The organism is Bradyrhizobium japonicum USDA 6 (assembly GCF_000284375.1).
Taxonomy (GTDB): domain Bacteria; phylum Pseudomonadota; class Alphaproteobacteria; order Rhizobiales; family Xanthobacteraceae; genus Bradyrhizobium; species Bradyrhizobium japonicum.
The window spans coordinates 8,253,595-8,269,208 of sequence record NC_017249.1 but is presented as its reverse complement, the minus strand read 5'-3'; the positions used below and the strand labels follow the sequence as shown (position 1 = coordinate 8,269,208).

The following is a 15,614-nucleotide window of genomic DNA, read 5'->3' as shown; positions in this document are numbered from 1 at the left end:
GGTCTCCAGTGGGGGACAGCGGCGAGGCACTGCCAGAGCCGCGGTCCGAGCTGAGGTCGGGAGTCGGACTGGTCCATAGTACCTGTGAAGTCGTCGAAGGAAACGAGACGTATGGAGGGAAGGGGCCAGCCCGAGGGGAGCCCGCGCGAGAAGGCCAGGGTCCGGACACAGAGCCGGGTTGCCTTGCCGCCGAACCTCGATCGGGTGAACGCGGCGGCCAAGCGGGCTGCCCAAACCCGGTTCACGGCCTTGCTGCACCACATCGACGAGGACGCTCTGCTTCGGGCGTTTCGACGACAAAAGCGGCAGGCCAGCGCGGGGGTCGATGGGGTAACGATGGCGAAGTACGAAGAGGGGCTCACGGATAACATCCGCGACCTCTGCGGACGGGTCCACACTGGTCGCTACCGGCCACAGCCGGTGCGGCGAGTCTACATCCCCAAAGCCGATGGCGGTAAGCGGCCTCTCGGTGTGCCGGCGCTCGAGGACAAGATCGTCCAAAGCGCGGTGGCCGAGGTGTTGAGCGCCGTCTATGAGGCCGACTTCCTTGGGTTCTCCTACGGCTTCCGGCCGGGGCGGAATCCTCATATGGCGCTTGATGCCTTGCATACGGCGATCATGAGCCAGCGTGTGAACTGGGTGCTCGATGCCGACATACGCAGCTTCTTCGACTCGGTCGACCACGAGTGGCTGTTGCGGATGGTGGCGCACAGGATCGCCGATCCTCGCATCCTACGGCTCCTCGAGCTGTGGCTGCGGGCCGGTGTTCTTGAGAGCGGCGAGAAGCGAGAGACGGACAGGGGCACGCCGCAAGGGGCAGGCATCAGCCCGCTCCTTGCCAACATCTTCCTGCACTACATCCTCGATCTCTGGGCCCACCAATGGCGTCGTCGTCATGCCCGCGGTCGCGTCGTGACCGTGCGCTATGCGGACGACTTCGTCATGGGCTTCGAGAGCAAGGCAGATGCGCAGGAAATGCTCTTGGCCCTCAAGGTGCGGCTGGCCAGCTTTGGCCTGATGCTTCATGAGGGCAAGACGCGGCTGATCGAGTTTGGCCGGTTCGCGGCCGTCTCGCGTCAGCGGCGCGGCGAGCGGCGACCAGAGACCTTCGCCTTCCTCGGCTTCACCCACTACTGCGGGCGGACCCGAGATGGCCGGTTCATCGTGAAGCACAAGACGGAAGGGAAACGCCTGACGCGCAAGCTGACGGCGTTGCGCCAGGACGCCTGGCGGCTCATGCACGCGCCACTGGCCACGCAGCACGAGCGGTTCGCCGCCGCACTGCGCGGGCACTACGGCTACTATGGCAGGCCGCACAATTATCCAGCGCTCAACGGCTTCTACCGCGAAGTGCGTCGGATCTGGCTACGTTGTCTGAGACGACGCAGCCAGAAAAGTCGGCGCATGGGCTGGTCGGAGTTCGACACCCTGACGGCACGCTTCCCTCTGCCCGTTCCACGCATCACTCGCACTTGGGCGCAGGCGCGGATATGACGCGGGTTACCCTCGGGAAGAGCCGGGTGCGGGAAATCCGCCCGCCCGGATCTGTGAGGGCGAAAGCCAAATGGCTGAGCTACTCGACCGCGCCTCTCTTGCTCTGCAGAGTGCGGTGCTGCCGAATGCTTACTTGATCGATAGCTGCTTGAGATCATGGTGGCACTGGAAAGGTCGGATTTGCTCACCGCCCGGCATCGTTGAAGCGTGCTTCTAAGATCTCCGGAAGGAGGATCAGACGTGGTTTTAGGTCCGCCTGAGCAGCTGTCCGAGGTGCCGACGAGCCCCTCATTCAGCCAAATTGTGGCTGATGGAAGAGAAGAACGCGGCTTCCCGGTAGGCTCTCTGCCGTGTAGAGCTGACCGTGGATAAAAAAAGCGGTCATTGGGACGTCCCGGCTCGGCAGAAGGCCTAGATTCTGCAATATGTCGATCACGGCGGGCGAAGCCTCTTGGGAGGCGTGCGTCCAGCCGTCGCCCAAGAACTCTCCCAGTTCAGGCACTTGCGGGACTGGCTGATGGCCTGATGCAGGTGCGGCAGACGGCAGAGGAAGGTTCGGCGCCAGCGCCGAGGGAGCGTCCCTACTCCATTCGAACGGAGCCGCCGAATCAAGCCCTGGCGCAAGACCGCCGTAGATATCTGAGGAAGTCCTCAGTGCCGCAGGCCTAGCTTCGCCCGGCAAAGCGGGCCGAGGGTGATGAATGAGCTGAACGTCCTTGGGCCCTTCCGGTCCCAAGATGGCCGTGTAGCGTTCGCCGCCGATCTCAAAGTTCATGATTGGATGTTCCACAACAGGCAAGAAGTCCCACTCGCCTAACTTGGACAGCATCTCGTCGGGGGCCGGCTGGGTGCGATGGGAAAAATTCTTGGGAACGGCGAAAGAAACATCAAACGTATCGCCGACAGCGGGCGACAGCAGATGGACGAGCTGAACATCGTTGAGCCCTCCCGGTCCCAAGACGGCCATATAGCGCTCACCTCGAATGTCGTAGGCCTTTACCCGCTGTGCTGCATCCGGCAAGAGGCCCCAGCGGCGAAGCCTGTGCATCATATTCGGCGCGGCCTGAGTCCCGTGGGAGAAATGTTCGGGAACGCTCAAAGACGCATCAAAGGCTTCGCCGGCTGCTGCGATCGTCTGCTCAAGGGTGGTCTGCGCCGCAGCGCCTTCGTTCATCATCTGTCCAGAGTGGTCTTCAGAGGCGAAATCGGGCTGCCGCAAGCTCGGATGCCAAGCAGGGGCATCGAAAGGCGCTTCTTGAGCAACACTCTGCGCTGGCGAGGGAACGGTTGGACTCATCGTTGGCCAAGGCATCAGCGCATCGAAGGTCGGCGTTGGCAAAAGGTTCTCGCGGTCCGCTGCATCGAAAAGCGCGTCCTGAGGGACACTTTGCACCGGCGAGTGGATGATTGAACTCATCATTGGACCAGGCACCAGTGCATCGAAGGTCAGCGCGCGAAAGAGGTTCTCGCGACCCTCGGCATGGAAAAGCGCGTCCCGAGGGACACGTTGCACCGGCGAGGGAATGGTTGGACTCATCGTTGGCCAAGGTACCGGCGCATTGGAGGTCGCCGCCGACAAAAGGTTCGCACGATCCGCGGCATCGAAAAGCGCCTCCTGATCGACACTTTGCACCGGCGAGTGAACCATTGAACTGACCGTTGGCCCAAGCATGGTCGCCGGCAAGAAGCTCTCGGCTTCTGCAGCATCGAAAAGCACGTCCTGGGCGACACTTTCCGTAGGCGAATGGACGGCCAACCCCACTCCATGCCAGACCTGCGGAGCATTGAACCCCGGCGGCCGTGAGCTGCGCTCATCTGCATCGTCCCCAATCGGCTGCTCATCGGCCGGCATAGCTGAGGGGGTGGACGGCTGGATGACCTGGCGCGAACTGCCTCCTTCTCCGCCTAAATTGGTCTGCAGGGTAATGGCGCGATAGTCCCGAAGGCCATTCAAGGCGGAGATGAGCATCTTGTCCTTCGGGAACAACCTATCCGCGTGTCCGAGCAGTTTATCATCACTGAGGTCGGCAATGGACAAGGGTCGGAGCGCTACCGCCAACTTCCGCAGTCCGCTCGCATAGCTCTCGGCCGTTTTCCTGCCGATCTGTCGACCAAAACCTGCCTCGGCGGCATCCCTGATAAGACCCTCATCTTCCCTGGAAGGACGATAATGTGTTGAGAGGGGGCGAGCGTTGGCGTCGGGCTCGCGGTACCGACTGATCATTAACAATGCTGGCGCGATGACCCTGTCGTTTGGCAGCAGCTTCCTAGCGTTAGCGAGTAAGGCATCGTCATCGAGCCCAGCAATTGATTTGCCGGACTTCTTCAGCCCCTCGGCGAATTTGCGAAGCCGACGATCATAAATTTTGACGGTGGTCTCACTCGGCGGCGGCCCTCCATTGAGAGCAGCGGCCGATGCCGCCTGGATGAGGTGATCGTCTTCCTCAGTGACATCATGAAGCGCCGCGTGCGGATATACAGGGCCCGCCTCTCGCACGCCTGCCAGGTGCTGCTCAAACGCCACATGCTTTTGATCCGGCTGTTCCACGGCGGCATCCGACGCAGCGGACGCCTTATCGGCTGGGTTGATCGTGTTGAATCGGTCCATGTTCAGTCCGCAGGGCTCGCTCTCTCGCTATTTCGCTACTCACGTTTGCTTTCCAAAACCTGACATCGCCAAGCGGAAAGGTAGAATGAAAGGATAAATGATGGCTCGCAATTGCCTTCTCTGCGCCTTGCAGCATCGCTCGTGCGCCTGAGCGCCAGGTGCTGCACAGTAGGTTCCGACAAGCGCTTAAAGCGCCTATCGGAGCGGCTGCACATTCTGTGTTGTTGGTCCCGCTGCGTCCGGCGCTGTCGTGCTTGCTCCATCTTCTCCGTTGCCCTTGTTGCGCGCTGCGAGAGTAGAGTGACTAGCAAGAGGAGCGGCGGCGCGATCGCCATTTACCGTGCTGACAGACCGATTATCAACCAGGTCGAGCGGATCGTTCACCATCACTCCCAGGTTGTTTTTGGTCGAGCAACCAAGAGTCGGTTCGAACGAATTGTCGTCCACTGCTGGTCCTGCGATCAAAAGCGACGGACAGTTCGGAAGATGCGCTTCAAACGTAATCGCCTCGATCCTGACGGCGGAACGGCCCGATAAATTGAGGGGAGAAGCGGACAGCCGGATGTTAGAGGGAACAACCCCCATGGCGCGTGCTTCGTGCGCCACCTGCGCAATGAGCTTATGGGAGCCGCTGACATCCACATGGAGCGCATCCCGCCGGCCACCACTTGCGTCGGCGATAAAATTACGCAGCTGAAGCTTTTCGAGGGCATGGAGGCTCTGCAGAAGCAAGACACGCTTTTTCTGTTCGACCTGGACTCCTTGTTCGGCAGGATTGGGATGGATCGACGCAGTATTTGCGCAGCCCCCCAATATTGCGGCAAGGACAATCGAATGGGACAAATATCGCATGTTCATATGTCGATCCTCATTCGATGATAAAGCCGGCGTTGCCCGTCAGTCCCGGTGCGCTCGCGCGCGGCGCATCGCGGCCTTGAGGCGGCCGTGCCACCGTGTTCGTCAAGATGCGGCCTGCATCTGATGGCGGTGCGATGCGGTTGGTCGGAATACTTATCTGGCTTGGATTTGATCCCGGCCGTACGATGTAAGGTGTAACAACGATAACTAGCTCGGTTTCGCGTTTTTGAAACGATGAAGAGCGAAAAAGCGCACCAAGGATCGGTACGTCGCCGAGCCAGGGAAACTCGCCGATATCAGTGTTGAAGTTGCGCCTGATGAGGCCGCCGATTGCAAAGCTCTGGCCGCTGGCGAGCTCGACCACGGTGCTCGCCCGCCGCGTCGAGAGGGCAGGAACCGCCATACCATTGATCTTGACTTCGCCTTCGGTCGATAGTTCGCTGACTTCGGGCTTCACACGGACAACGATCTGGTTGTTGCTGAGCACTGTCGGGACGAATTCCAAGCTCACGCCGAACTGCCGGAATTGGACCGAAACCTGCCTGTTGTCCTGCATGACTGGGATCGGAAACTCGCCGCCGGCGAGGAAGCTTGCGGCTTCGCCGGACATTGCCGTCAGGTTCGGCTCAGCCAGGATTGAGGCGAGGTGCTCACTGGCGAGAGCGTCGAGAACAGCGCTGAGGTTGATATTGCCGGTGCTAAACCCGATCCCAATCGTGCCGCCGCCGCCAGCCCTGCCGGACCCTCCCGGTTTGCCGGTGGCAAGGAAAGCGCCGTTTGGGCCCGAGGCGGTGAAGTTGATGTTGAGATCCTTGACGGCGGTGCGGGAGACTTCTGCTACGCGCACGCTGAGATTTACCTGCAGTGAGCCGGCGACCTGGATCTTGTTGACGACCGGGGCGCCCGCGCCAACAAATTGCTCAGTGACCTTCCTCGCAGCCTCAACGACATCGGCATTGGGCGCTATACCGCTAAGGATCGCCCCGCGCGGGGTATAGCTGACCTGAATTGGATAGTCGCCGACCTCGGCCTTGAGCGCGGCCCGTAGATCCTCGAGTGGTTGGGTTACGACAATACGCAGCTCGGCAAGAGCCTCGCCGTTTTCGTTGAGGGCGAACAGGCTCGTCCGCCCGGACTTTTTGCCGAACACGAAAATTGTACTGCTCGACGGAGCTTGATAATCGGCAATTGCAGGGTCGGCGACAAAAATGGTCGCCGCCGGTGCGCTCAAATGCACCGTCTTTCCCTGTGACGAGGTAATATTGAGCGTGCCCGTGGTGCTGCCGGGTGCCGCACGTGGCATCTCTCCTTTGCCGTCCCGCTTGGTCTCGGCTGAGGCCGCAAGCGGAAACAGCAAAGCAAATCCGCATAGGAGGTAGCAGAGACGATTGAGAGCGGCAGAGCGTTGTGGGTTGGTGATCGCAGGCGGCTGGGTAGCGCCGGCGGCATTATTAAGGACCTTCAAGCGATTGTTGCCTTTAAGTGACGCTGCTAGGCAGCCGATGCTGTGCCAACGAGTTCAAGAGTGTAACCGACGCCGCGCGCGGTCTTGATTCTGAGCGTCGCACCCGCCTGGTTCAAATGCGCGCGTAAGCGATAAATCCCGACTTCCAGCGCATTGGTCGAAACCTCGTCATCGAACGCGTACAAGCTATCTTCCAGCGAAGCGCGCGGCACAGTGCGGCCGGCGCGATTGAGCAGATGCTCGAGAATGCACACCTCACGCCGAGCAATCCTCAGGATCCGGCCACCCACCGAGACTTGTCTGGCGATCGGATCGAAATGCAGATTCCCGAATGTCACGACCGGCGCCGTCATTTGCGTTGACCTTCGCAAAATGGCCCGCATGCGAGCGATGAGTTCGTCGATCGACACAGGCTTGGGCAGGAAATCATCCGCTCCCGCATTGAAGGTCGCGATCCGGCGGCTGAGATCATTGAGACTGCTCATCATCATTGCCGGCATTGATCGTCCTTCGCGCCGCAACTGCTTCAACCAGTCCAAACTATCCCCATCCGGCAAGACGGACTCCAGCAGTACGAGGTGGTAGTTTGCGCAATCCAGCGCGGCTGACGCCTCATCCAGCGTGGGCGTCACGTCCACCGCGAACCCGCAATTCACGAGCGTTGCCTTCACAGCGCGGCCAAAGTCCGCATGATGATCAACCAGGAGAATTCGCATCCATCGCCTCTCGTCCGTCCTCGGCAAGACTTGAGCGTGTTAGGGTTGACCAAGAGATCCGGCGACTGGATGCTGCCGGTCTGGCATGAATTCGAAAAGCCGTAGACGACCCGCAAGAGCTTGTTGGCAGGCGACCGATGCATGCGCATCCATTGACATCGGATATGTGACGGCTCGCGGCGGGTCGCCTGGGCGGGCGGCGCAGCTCAACATATCCGTTATGTTGGCAAGAGCTCTGCGATGACTTACGGGGTTGAGAGCCCTGGCGGCGCACTGATGCATCTGTGGGCGGCACATAGCAATGCCTGCATGCGCTGCGCGAATGCTAGCGGTAGTGATCGCGCGAGACTGCCCCAGCGAAAGCAAGGCACGGGCGAGATCAGCTGTATTTGTCGTCGAACAGGCTTGCGAAACCGACATTGAATACTTCCCAGTTCGTCTTGATCCGCGGTCAGTCTTGCGAGGCTGTTGGCCGTAGTGCCGTCAAGTCGCGGCATTGCAAGTGTTCCGCGCTAAAGACACTTCGCGCGCTATGTGCCGGCCAATGGGGCGTAAAAGGCCGAGATGCGACGAAACGATCAACGCGTCCTTCGGGACAGACGTCCTCTCGTTTGCCGGCGTTATCCAAGTAAGATGTCAACCGTTCCAATGCTCGGTCGCTTCCGAGGCGTTCTCCGTCCCAACTGAGCTAGTGCTGCCAATGAAGGACAAATTACGTGCGGCATTGCTGTCGTGCCTTGTCTGAGGCGGCGACGCCGGCTCCATGTCGTCGGATCGGGTGCACGGCTCAGGAACTCTGCCTTTCGTCGGCATAGGCGAAACAAAGACTGCCCGCGTTGTTCTCGCGCGCTGGATCCAGGTCTGCCTGCGAAGACGGCGCTTCGCCCAGCCCTCACAGAGCAGATGAACGATGCAAGCTTTAAAAAGGAGGAGTTGGGTAGTGTGATCAACCGAATCGGCCGAGCATTGAGTTTTTGAGACGTTCGCAATTGTTGGTACCCGTCAGGAAGAGTTCACACGAGCGGACTGTGTCGCGAGACTGTCGGAAATCCTACAATCTGACGCGAGGTGAGATTCAAGTGCAATTGAATGCTCTTTGTCGGGGTGCCTTCAGTTTGGAATCGTTGTGAGGCAACGGCGACACAGTTCGACCATGCCGTCGAACTGCGCGCGGCGGTCCGTCTCGCTGTGTACAAAGCCGTGAGCATTCGTCCGTCCAATTAAACGTCTCGCAGAAGCGCTATTGAGTGCAGAAGAGGCAGGCGCTCTTGGCAAGCGGGGTAAGCCATGACACCAGGAGCGGGGCGATCCGATCCGCCTCATGCGTGTCAATTTAGCGGGGAGACCGTGGCGAGAGGTGGACGTCCACTTGATGAACAGGAAGCAACGTTCGAGGTGAAGACTGTCGATCGCTCGAGCCAAGTTGTTCGGCAAGGGATTGAGGAGAGAATCGATTGCCAGACGTCATCTTGAATGCGGCCTCCTTATATTGCGATCGACTATGAGCCTCTTAGGCGCGCTCCGCAAAATCGATTGTTTTGATGGAACGCATCCAGGTGACGGATCGGCTGTCTTGTAACAGCGCGGCTTATCGCGGGGAGCGAATGCCCGATGCGATCGCGGCCGAAACACCTGTTGCTTGACCGCGCGGCCAATTTCAGACCGAGTACAGAGAGGGACGCAGCGCGTTCAGCGGCGTAACTCCACCAAAGCCGCCAGCCAGCCGTGAGCTCGTATGTCGTTCGAACTCACAATGTCCAAGGCGCCGGGATGCTCCAACGAGCGCGCACAGGAGGAGGATTGTCCGACATCCTCGCGTCGCCGGAAGTGCATCTTGTCGGAGACCCAACCGCTCTGCCGCTCGACCGGCGAGTTGATCGGGCCGCCGGTCGCCGCATAAGCTTAAGCTGTTCTGCGTGTGCGGAGTTGGTACGCCGCTTCAAGGTCTTTCTTTTGGGAGTTTGGGTGCTTGAAAACCAACGAACCAGCCCAACGGTTTGGCCGAGAGACCATCTACTCATTGCTCTCGCGCTTATAGGGATTTTCTTCTCTGCCGGTGCGGTAGCTTTCCAAGTTTCCGCCCAAGAACAGGCGCTCGGTCTCTTTCGTTGGCGTTCTGCCAAGTGAGCACATCAAATCGACGTCCGCATCGATGTTGTCGTAGTCTTCAGCATTCATTCTGAGCGCAATGCTGCTCATCACGTCGTCTGGCGTCCAGACACTGTGCTTCGGAACAGTGTAGGTGTGCAGTGCGTTCGCATTGTTGGCGATCGCCCTCGCCCAATGATCGCGAGAAACGGCGAGTTTCGCCGGATCTTCGACCAACGATACGAAGGGTGATGTTGTTGTCTTGCCGCGCATATGCCAGCCAGCTTGGCGCGCCCGGTCAATAGGATACCGCTCTGGATGATCTCCAATGGAAGAATGATCCCGAGCCGTGTTGCGAACATGCAATATGGCGCTTGTGTTTTCGTCCGTATGCGGCTTGCAGTCACTATTCTGATTCTGAAAACGCCGCAGTGTGACATAAGACGACCTCACGACGTCGTCAAATACGCCGTCTCGGTCAATGCTAGGTGCGCTCGCCGGTGACCAGCGCGCCGCCTGCTGCACGGCAAGGTCGATCTCATTGCGAAGCACTTCAAGATTGGCACCTGTCAGTGTTGCTGCAAGCTGAGCGCGGGCACTGACAAATGATGGGGCTGGGCAGCTACCGGGTTCCGAGGCGGCCTCGCCTGGCGCAGACGAGGACGTGGCAGTCGCGGAATTTGCCGCTAAGCAGAGTGAAGGCGGCGTCGGGTAGGCCGAATCGAGGTCGTCTATATCCAAGTCATTCAGCTGCTGCTCGAAGCTTGCTTGATCTTCGGAATTGTGTGCCGTTGCGCTGCTCTCGGCGCCAAGCTCATCCTGTTGTCCATGGACGCGGCGCGCCTGCTGTACCACGTTGTGAACCTCAAAGGGAGTGTCCACAGCATTTCGTGGATCAACGTTCATATCTCTCTCCCTTCGAAGTGCCGGATGCCAGCCTAGATTGTTGCAGGCGCAGCTTTCGAGAAGCTGACAGACCAGAGAGGGCGCCATTTAGTTTCAGCTCTTGACGGAGTCGAATTGAGTCAGTCAGCATGGCGAACAGCCAGCCGGAAGGAAGTCGCGCGAAGCGTCGGATCAAAATCGGTGCTGCCGTTTGCCTCCTGGCATTGGTGTTCGATTGGGCTGCTATTGGATGCCTGAGATTGTTCGGATCGGCACGCCAGGACGCGCCCACCACTTCATTGTGGACGCGTGATCTAAGGCAGACAGCCCGTGCACAGCAAGATGGACGAGCCGGTGCTTGAGGTGGCGAAAGGCGCGTTCGTAGATCGTCTACTTATGCAGAGGCGAGAACTACATTCTCTCGCTCGAGAGGCCTGTGGCGGACCAGCGCAACCGGTTTGGTTTGCTGTTTCCAAGCGGACGACGCTGGATCAAGCCGGTCTAGTCGACGCGCGGGAAGCTAAGCCACTTCCGCAAACCTAACATACGAGGTTGTGATGTCGGAATAGCCATTACAACGTCTTGCGCGTCGTTGCGACAGGCTGCTTTGTACGAGCGCGCTTGTTGTCTGGAATCAGCCAAACGCATCGCGAGCATCACGACTTGGAGGCCGCAATCGGCGGTACTTATCGAGGGAGAAGAGCATATGAAGGTTACTGGCCGAGGACTAACGATCCTGTTGTCCTTGCTTTCGGCCGCGAGCGCGCCGGCAAGAGCCGACGACCCCTCGCCGAAATACACTGAAGTACTCAGAGCCCTCCAAGCGGGGAAGAATGTGAAGCTCATCCTCGATATGACCCACTGTACCAACGCGGATGGTGGCAAACCTGCGTCGGCGACGCAGGCCGGTCTGGTCATCAATGCCTTCAGGGTGACCAGCCAGAGCGGCATCAGCTTCGCCAATGCTCATCAAACGGTCGACAGCTCCGGACATGCCGTGACCGAGTACATCCGCCATAGCCTTAGCCGCGAAGGCAAGCTGACGGTGCGAGCCTCCAAACTTGTCGTCGGGACCACCGAACTCGCGAATCAAGGCGAATTCATCTGCGAAGTGCCGGATGGCGCAAAGTTCATCTGGTAACGAAGAGCACAGAGCAGACGGGCGCTTCGTAGACTTGATCCTCCATCGTGTGGACAGCTTCGCCGGGCATGATACGGATCTTTTCGATCGTCAGGACTGCCAGACTCTTTCTAGCCGTCTTTTCGTCAGGGAAGGATCAAGTTGCCTGAACTTGTTGCTCAGCTAACTCATGAATGTCGCCGATCTCCATTCGATCTTTGAGGTGGAAGATCGGCGGCTCATGCAGTCGTCGTATGGGGCTGAGCCAATACCTCTCGGTTGAACGTCCAGATGATCTCGCTACGTCCACGCGCTGCCCGCGGCCCTCGTGAGAACATCATATTTAAGCGGATCCAGCCAGGACCGGCGTTGTTGACGCTCCCCCTCGCCGGGCAGACGGACCGGAGGATTATAGCATGAACGCTGTTTTCGACTTTTCCAAGCATCGGAAAAGGCAAATCACCCTTTCCGGAGCCTGCGTCATCAGCCTTTTGCTCCTGACTTTTTGTACGGATTCGATGCGCTGGCCGTCCGAAAGTCGTCCAGATTCCCACCCAGAAATAGTACCTCACGCTCTTCGGTTGGGGTAGCACTCACCCATGCCAGATCGGGTTCATCATTTTCGGTTCCATCCTCGAGAATACTGACGATGTCTTCCGCCGTCCAAGTTGTGACCCTCGGCACCGTGTAGGTGTGCAACTCATTCGCGTTTTCCGCGATGACTTTGGCGCCAAACTCCTTGTCGTCGTCCGGCGAAACGAGCAGTAGTGAGGCGTCCTCGGACAGTGACACAAAAGGCGAAGAATTGGTATCGCCCCTCATGTGCTCTGCCGCTGCGCGGCCCAGATCTAGTCGTTGGCCTCCCCAGATATTCCAGGGAGCTTGCTCGTAACGCAAAGCCGCCATGGAACGCAAATGGGCCATCGCGCTTTGACGGTCCAACACATGTGGCCTGCAGTGGCTGGCGTGGTTTTGAAAGCGCTGCAGCTCCGTGTATGACGATGCCAACACGTCGTCGTAAACGCGGTCACTGTCGACGCGATAGGCTGACGATCCAGTCGCTCTTGGCCATTGTGCTGATCTTTGCGCAGCGAGTTCGATGTCTCTTCTGAGTTCCGCAAGGTTAGCGCAAGTCAACGTTGCGGCAAGCTGACCGCGCGTTCTCACGAACGATGCAGCCGCGCACCGTTCGTTCTCAGGGATAGCTTGCGCTTTCTTGTTGCCGTCCGTTACCGTCGGGTTCGATCCAGCCGCGGGTGAAGCTAATGATGCGAGGATTGGCTGAGCCTCTCCAAGCCGATGCTCAAAGTCTGCTTGCGCCGTCTCTTCCTGTTGTGGATCGAGGTTATGCATCCGAGCCTCGGATGGGTTGACGTTGTCAAATGGGGCCATTCCGGTCTCCTTTTGTCGGCCTTCAATATCGTCATGCAAAAGTTGATCAGATCAGGAGCAGGAACTGAGACGGGCGCAGTTTGTATAAGATGCACCGGTCTGGTTCTCGAACGTTCGGTGTTGAGGCGTGCGGCAGGCCCCTGACCGGCAATCCAGCTCATGCTTCTCGTCCAGATATTTGTGTTCGAGTCGGGCTCCAGTCCGGATAAAGATGCTGTTATGCTAGAAAGCCTAGCTGTCGAACAGCTGACCAGACCCAATTGCTTGAAGAAAGCCCGTGGCCATTGCGTCTGTGCCGGCGAGCCTGTTGTTTATTGCGGAGCAGAGTTTTGGCGAGATGGGCCATTGTCGCTCTCCGCTTCATGGCAGTACCGTATGAAAGGTTATGGGGAAGCAGCCCGGGGGAGGGCCCGCTTACCGTAAGCTTGAGCCGCATGGGGCAGCCTGCCTGGACTAGCTTGCATCGGCTCCCCGTGAAGGACTTTGAAAAGCTCTTCAAGAAGCTGCTGGGGATACTAACGCCGGATCATGCCGCGGCCATCGGGCTCTGACCGGGCCGCGTGGCATGAAGATCCATTGTTGGGAATACTGATGCGATGGATCGCGTCGGCGCGCCGAGCGTTAGTCGCAAAACAAGCCACGGGGGTGCGACTTCGATCGGCCCAACTCGTTCTCCCATAGATGGACCCGTCGGCTCGCGGAGCAGGCCTAGCCGATCGCGAGCTTTGGCTAACCAGGAGGCCGGCGATCCGCAAGTGTCGAATTGCAATTGATCGATTGCGTGCCCGTAAGGACTGCGGCTCTTGCCCTCCTGCAACCGAAGTCGGAATTTTTGCTTTCAAGGTGGCGTAGCGACCATAATGCGGTTTCTGTCAGCGGGACCGTGTTTGTCAGAATCAGAACATTCTGCGCCCATGTGGAAATTACGCTGCCGATTTAGCTCGACAATTCCGACTGATGCGGCTGGCACGGTTGTTGCTGCCGATGAGGTAAGGCCAGGCTGAGTGCAGAGCTAGGTGAACGATCACTGTTCCGCCCGCAAGCCGCGGGTCCATTCCGAACAAGAAGAAAGACCTAGAATGTTGCGCATTCGGGTTAATGGAGAGTGATGTGGAGTGTCGAAGAGCTGGCGAAAAGAAACACACTTTCGGACATATCAGCGCTGCCAAACAACGGATCAGGGTTGGTGGGTGTGGTAGACAATTGCACCGATTGGCAGTGGACAGGCATGACAAGAATTCGGCTGACGTGGTCAAGCGTCGGCCGCCGCGGACAGCGACATGATAAGAGTCTCGTCGACACGTCGTGTCACCAAATCCCCGGCGAGTTCGCCACAAAGCCCGCAGCCTGCGTCCATGCCAAGCACAAAGAGGTCCTCGTAATCCTGGCAGTACGGAACTCTCGACATGTCGCAAAGGATCGGCGCTGATAGCGAGTGCACCGTGAATGAAGGGGCAGAGCACTACTCAGATCCGAAAGACAAGCTTTCATCAGATGGCGAGTTCGTTCGGTACTGGAGCCGGGCTGCCGACCGGCTGCTGGCGGTTGCTGCTGTTAGGAGGCGAACCGAGGAGGCAATCAGAAGGACCGGGATTGGCTTGCAGCTATCCTCCGAGAACCTTAGCGGTCATGACCTATCAGATTTCCCGCTGCGACGCTGTACCCTCAATCGCGCGCAGCTCTACGGAACAAAGTTGGATCGAGCAGATCTTTCTGAGGCGAACCTTATCTGTCCGGGGCTAGAGCGGGCAAGTTTCATGGGGGCCAAGCTCGATTTTGCCTATATGCATGCGATGGCAGCGCAGGTCTGCAACTTCGATGATGCCAGTCTGCGCAATGTAATCGATGCAACCGGCAGCCTTTTTCACGGTTGCAGCATGAAAAGAACACGCTTTGACAACGCGATGCTCAGCGGGCTCCTCGTTTACCAGTGCGACGCGAGTGATGCTGTATTCGACGGCGCGGAATTACAGGGCTCAACCATCAATGAATGCTTCCTCCCTTCAGCGTCCTTCCGCTTCGCAAAGCTGAGCCAGGTCACGATCACGAAGGCGCATCTGGCGGATTGCTCGTTCTTTCAGTCGAAGGGAGACTGTTTATCGATCGTGCGTCCCATCTCGATCGATGGTCTCGTCCTAGAGGGCGCTCATCTTCCGTATCTGAGACTCTCAAAGGTGAGCGGGCGGATTCGGGCGAGAGCCCTGAGCGCCCCATTCGCTGATCTTCACCTATCAAATCTTGCGGGAGCGGAGCTGGAACAGGCAGACTTGACCGAGGCGCGGCTTCTGTCCGTAGGCCTGTCCGACGCGAACCTCGTGGGTGCCGTGCTTACCGGTGCATCTATTCACTCCTGTCAGCTGAATGGGGCGGATCTATCTAGCGCATCAGGTGAAAGCATTTCGATAACAGAGAGCACAATGCGAGCGGCCAAATTCACCGGTTTTCGCGGCCGCTGCGCCTTTGTGCGCGACTGCGATCTGGAGCATGCGGACCTATCCCAAGCTTACCTCTACAGGTCGATGATCACCGGTGATCCGCCGCAATCAATGGCATTGAATCACGCAAATTTCGAGGGATCAAATCTCGTTCAGGCATATCTCGCCGCGGATATGACCGAAAGTAACCTGGAGGCAACGCGAGCCGCATACGTTCGCATGAACCAATCGTCCCTGCGCGATGCGAACCTGAGTGGGATATCGCCGTTCCAGGCCAGTTTCGTAAAGGTGGACTTTTCGGGCGCTAAGATAACCACTTTCGAGCCACCATTTTTCGCCGACCGTTGTCGGGGACTGCAGGTCGCTCTGGAGGGGCGGCAGCCGCGCGAACCATCAAGCTATCTGGCTGAATTCTCATCGGTGATCAGACGGGGTCGAGAAGGGTCAACCTGACTGCTTCGGAGCTGCAAGAACAGTGCGCGCGAGCTTTGGACAGTTCGTGCGGTGGTCGAGGTGTGAGAGGGCGTAAAACCTCTTTGGTGCTCGTTGGCGT

Annotated in this window: 9 protein-coding genes; 3 read left to right on the top strand and 6 right to left on the bottom strand. The window is 58.6% G+C overall.

The features are described 5' to 3' along the window. Positions 1 to 84: 84 nt before the first annotated feature. Positions 85 to 1,494, top strand: coding sequence for a group II intron reverse transcriptase/maturase (ltrA, locus tag BJ6T_RS38290; RefSeq protein ID WP_028170458.1), 1,410 nt, complete (start codon positions 85 to 87; stop codon positions 1,492 to 1,494). Positions 1,495 to 1,786: 292 nt separating this feature from the next. Here the strand turns inward: ltrA and BJ6T_RS38285 are convergent, their stop codons facing one another. The 5 genes from BJ6T_RS38285 to BJ6T_RS38265 all read right to left on the bottom strand — a co-directional run bounded on the left by BJ6T_RS38285 (position 1,787) and on the right by BJ6T_RS38265 (position 10,135). Then, positions 1,787 to 4,102 carry a hypothetical protein gene (locus tag BJ6T_RS38285; RefSeq protein ID WP_011084646.1) on the bottom strand — a complete coding sequence of 772 codons (2,316 nt, stop codon included), beginning with the start codon at positions 4,100 to 4,102 and terminating at the stop codon, positions 1,787 to 1,789. A 195-nt stretch (positions 4,103 to 4,297) separates the two neighbouring features. Further along, positions 4,298 to 4,960, bottom strand: coding sequence for a CpaD family pilus assembly lipoprotein (locus BJ6T_RS44580; RefSeq protein ID WP_011084647.1), 663 nt, complete (start codon positions 4,958 to 4,960; stop codon positions 4,298 to 4,300). Between the two features lie 10 nt (positions 4,961 to 4,970). Next, the gene (locus BJ6T_RS38275; RefSeq protein ID WP_014497926.1) at positions 4,971 to 6,425 is read right to left on the bottom strand and encodes a type II and III secretion system protein family protein; all 1,455 of its coding nucleotides are present in this window, start codon (positions 6,423 to 6,425) and stop codon (positions 4,971 to 4,973) included. 26 nt (positions 6,426 to 6,451) lie between these two features. Continuing rightward, complete coding sequence (locus tag BJ6T_RS38270; protein WP_011084649.1) at positions 6,452 to 7,141, bottom strand: response regulator; 690 nt, start codon at positions 7,139 to 7,141, stop codon at positions 6,452 to 6,454. A 2,013-nt stretch (positions 7,142 to 9,154) separates the two neighbouring features. Next, entirely contained in the window at positions 9,155 to 10,135 is a 981-nt protein-coding gene (locus tag BJ6T_RS38265) for a hypothetical protein (protein ID WP_014497925.1), read from the bottom strand. Between the two features lie 685 nt (positions 10,136 to 10,820). On the opposite strand from BJ6T_RS38265, the gene BJ6T_RS38260 reads away from it, so the two are divergent. Further along, positions 10,821 to 11,255: a VirK family protein gene (locus tag BJ6T_RS38260; RefSeq protein WP_011084653.1), complete on the top strand. Its 435-nt coding sequence runs from the start codon at positions 10,821 to 10,823 to the stop codon at positions 11,253 to 11,255. Positions 11,256 to 11,717: 462 nt separating this feature from the next. Here the strand turns inward: BJ6T_RS38260 and BJ6T_RS38255 are convergent, their stop codons facing one another. Further along, positions 11,718 to 12,626, bottom strand: a complete 909-nt coding sequence (locus BJ6T_RS38255; protein WP_014497924.1) for a hypothetical protein — start codon at positions 12,624 to 12,626, stop codon at positions 11,718 to 11,720. Between the two features lie 1,406 nt (positions 12,627 to 14,032). On the opposite strand from BJ6T_RS38255, the gene BJ6T_RS38245 reads away from it, so the two are divergent. Beyond that, positions 14,033 to 15,514 (top strand): pentapeptide repeat-containing protein, encoded by a 1,482-nt coding sequence (locus tag BJ6T_RS38245; protein WP_011084657.1) that lies wholly within the window; start codon positions 14,033 to 14,035, stop codon positions 15,512 to 15,514. Positions 15,515 to 15,614 lie beyond the last annotated feature (100 nt).

Excerpts from the sequence above, each read along its gene's own strand:
- BJ6T_RS44580 (WP_011084647.1), bottom strand. The coding sequence starts at position 4,960 with ATGAACATGCGATATTTGTCCCATTCGATTGTCCTTGCCGCAATATTG.
- BJ6T_RS38260 (WP_011084653.1), top strand. The coding sequence starts at position 10,821 with ATGAAGGTTACTGGCCGAGGACTAACGATCCTGTTGTCCTTGCTTTCG.
- BJ6T_RS38265 (WP_014497925.1), bottom strand. The coding sequence starts at position 10,135 with ATGAACGTTGATCCACGAAATGCTGTGGACACTCCCTTTGAGGTTCAC.
- BJ6T_RS38270 (WP_011084649.1), bottom strand. The coding sequence starts at position 7,141 with ATGCGAATTCTCCTGGTTGATCATCATGCGGACTTTGGCCGCGCTGTG.
- BJ6T_RS38255 (WP_014497924.1), bottom strand. The coding sequence starts at position 12,626 with ATGGCCCCATTTGACAACGTCAACCCATCCGAGGCTCGGATGCATAAC.
- BJ6T_RS38245 (WP_011084657.1), top strand. The coding sequence starts at position 14,033 with ATGTCGCAAAGGATCGGCGCTGATAGCGAGTGCACCGTGAATGAAGGG.
- BJ6T_RS38285 (WP_011084646.1), bottom strand. The coding sequence starts at position 4,102 with ATGGACCGATTCAACACGATCAACCCAGCCGATAAGGCGTCCGCTGCG.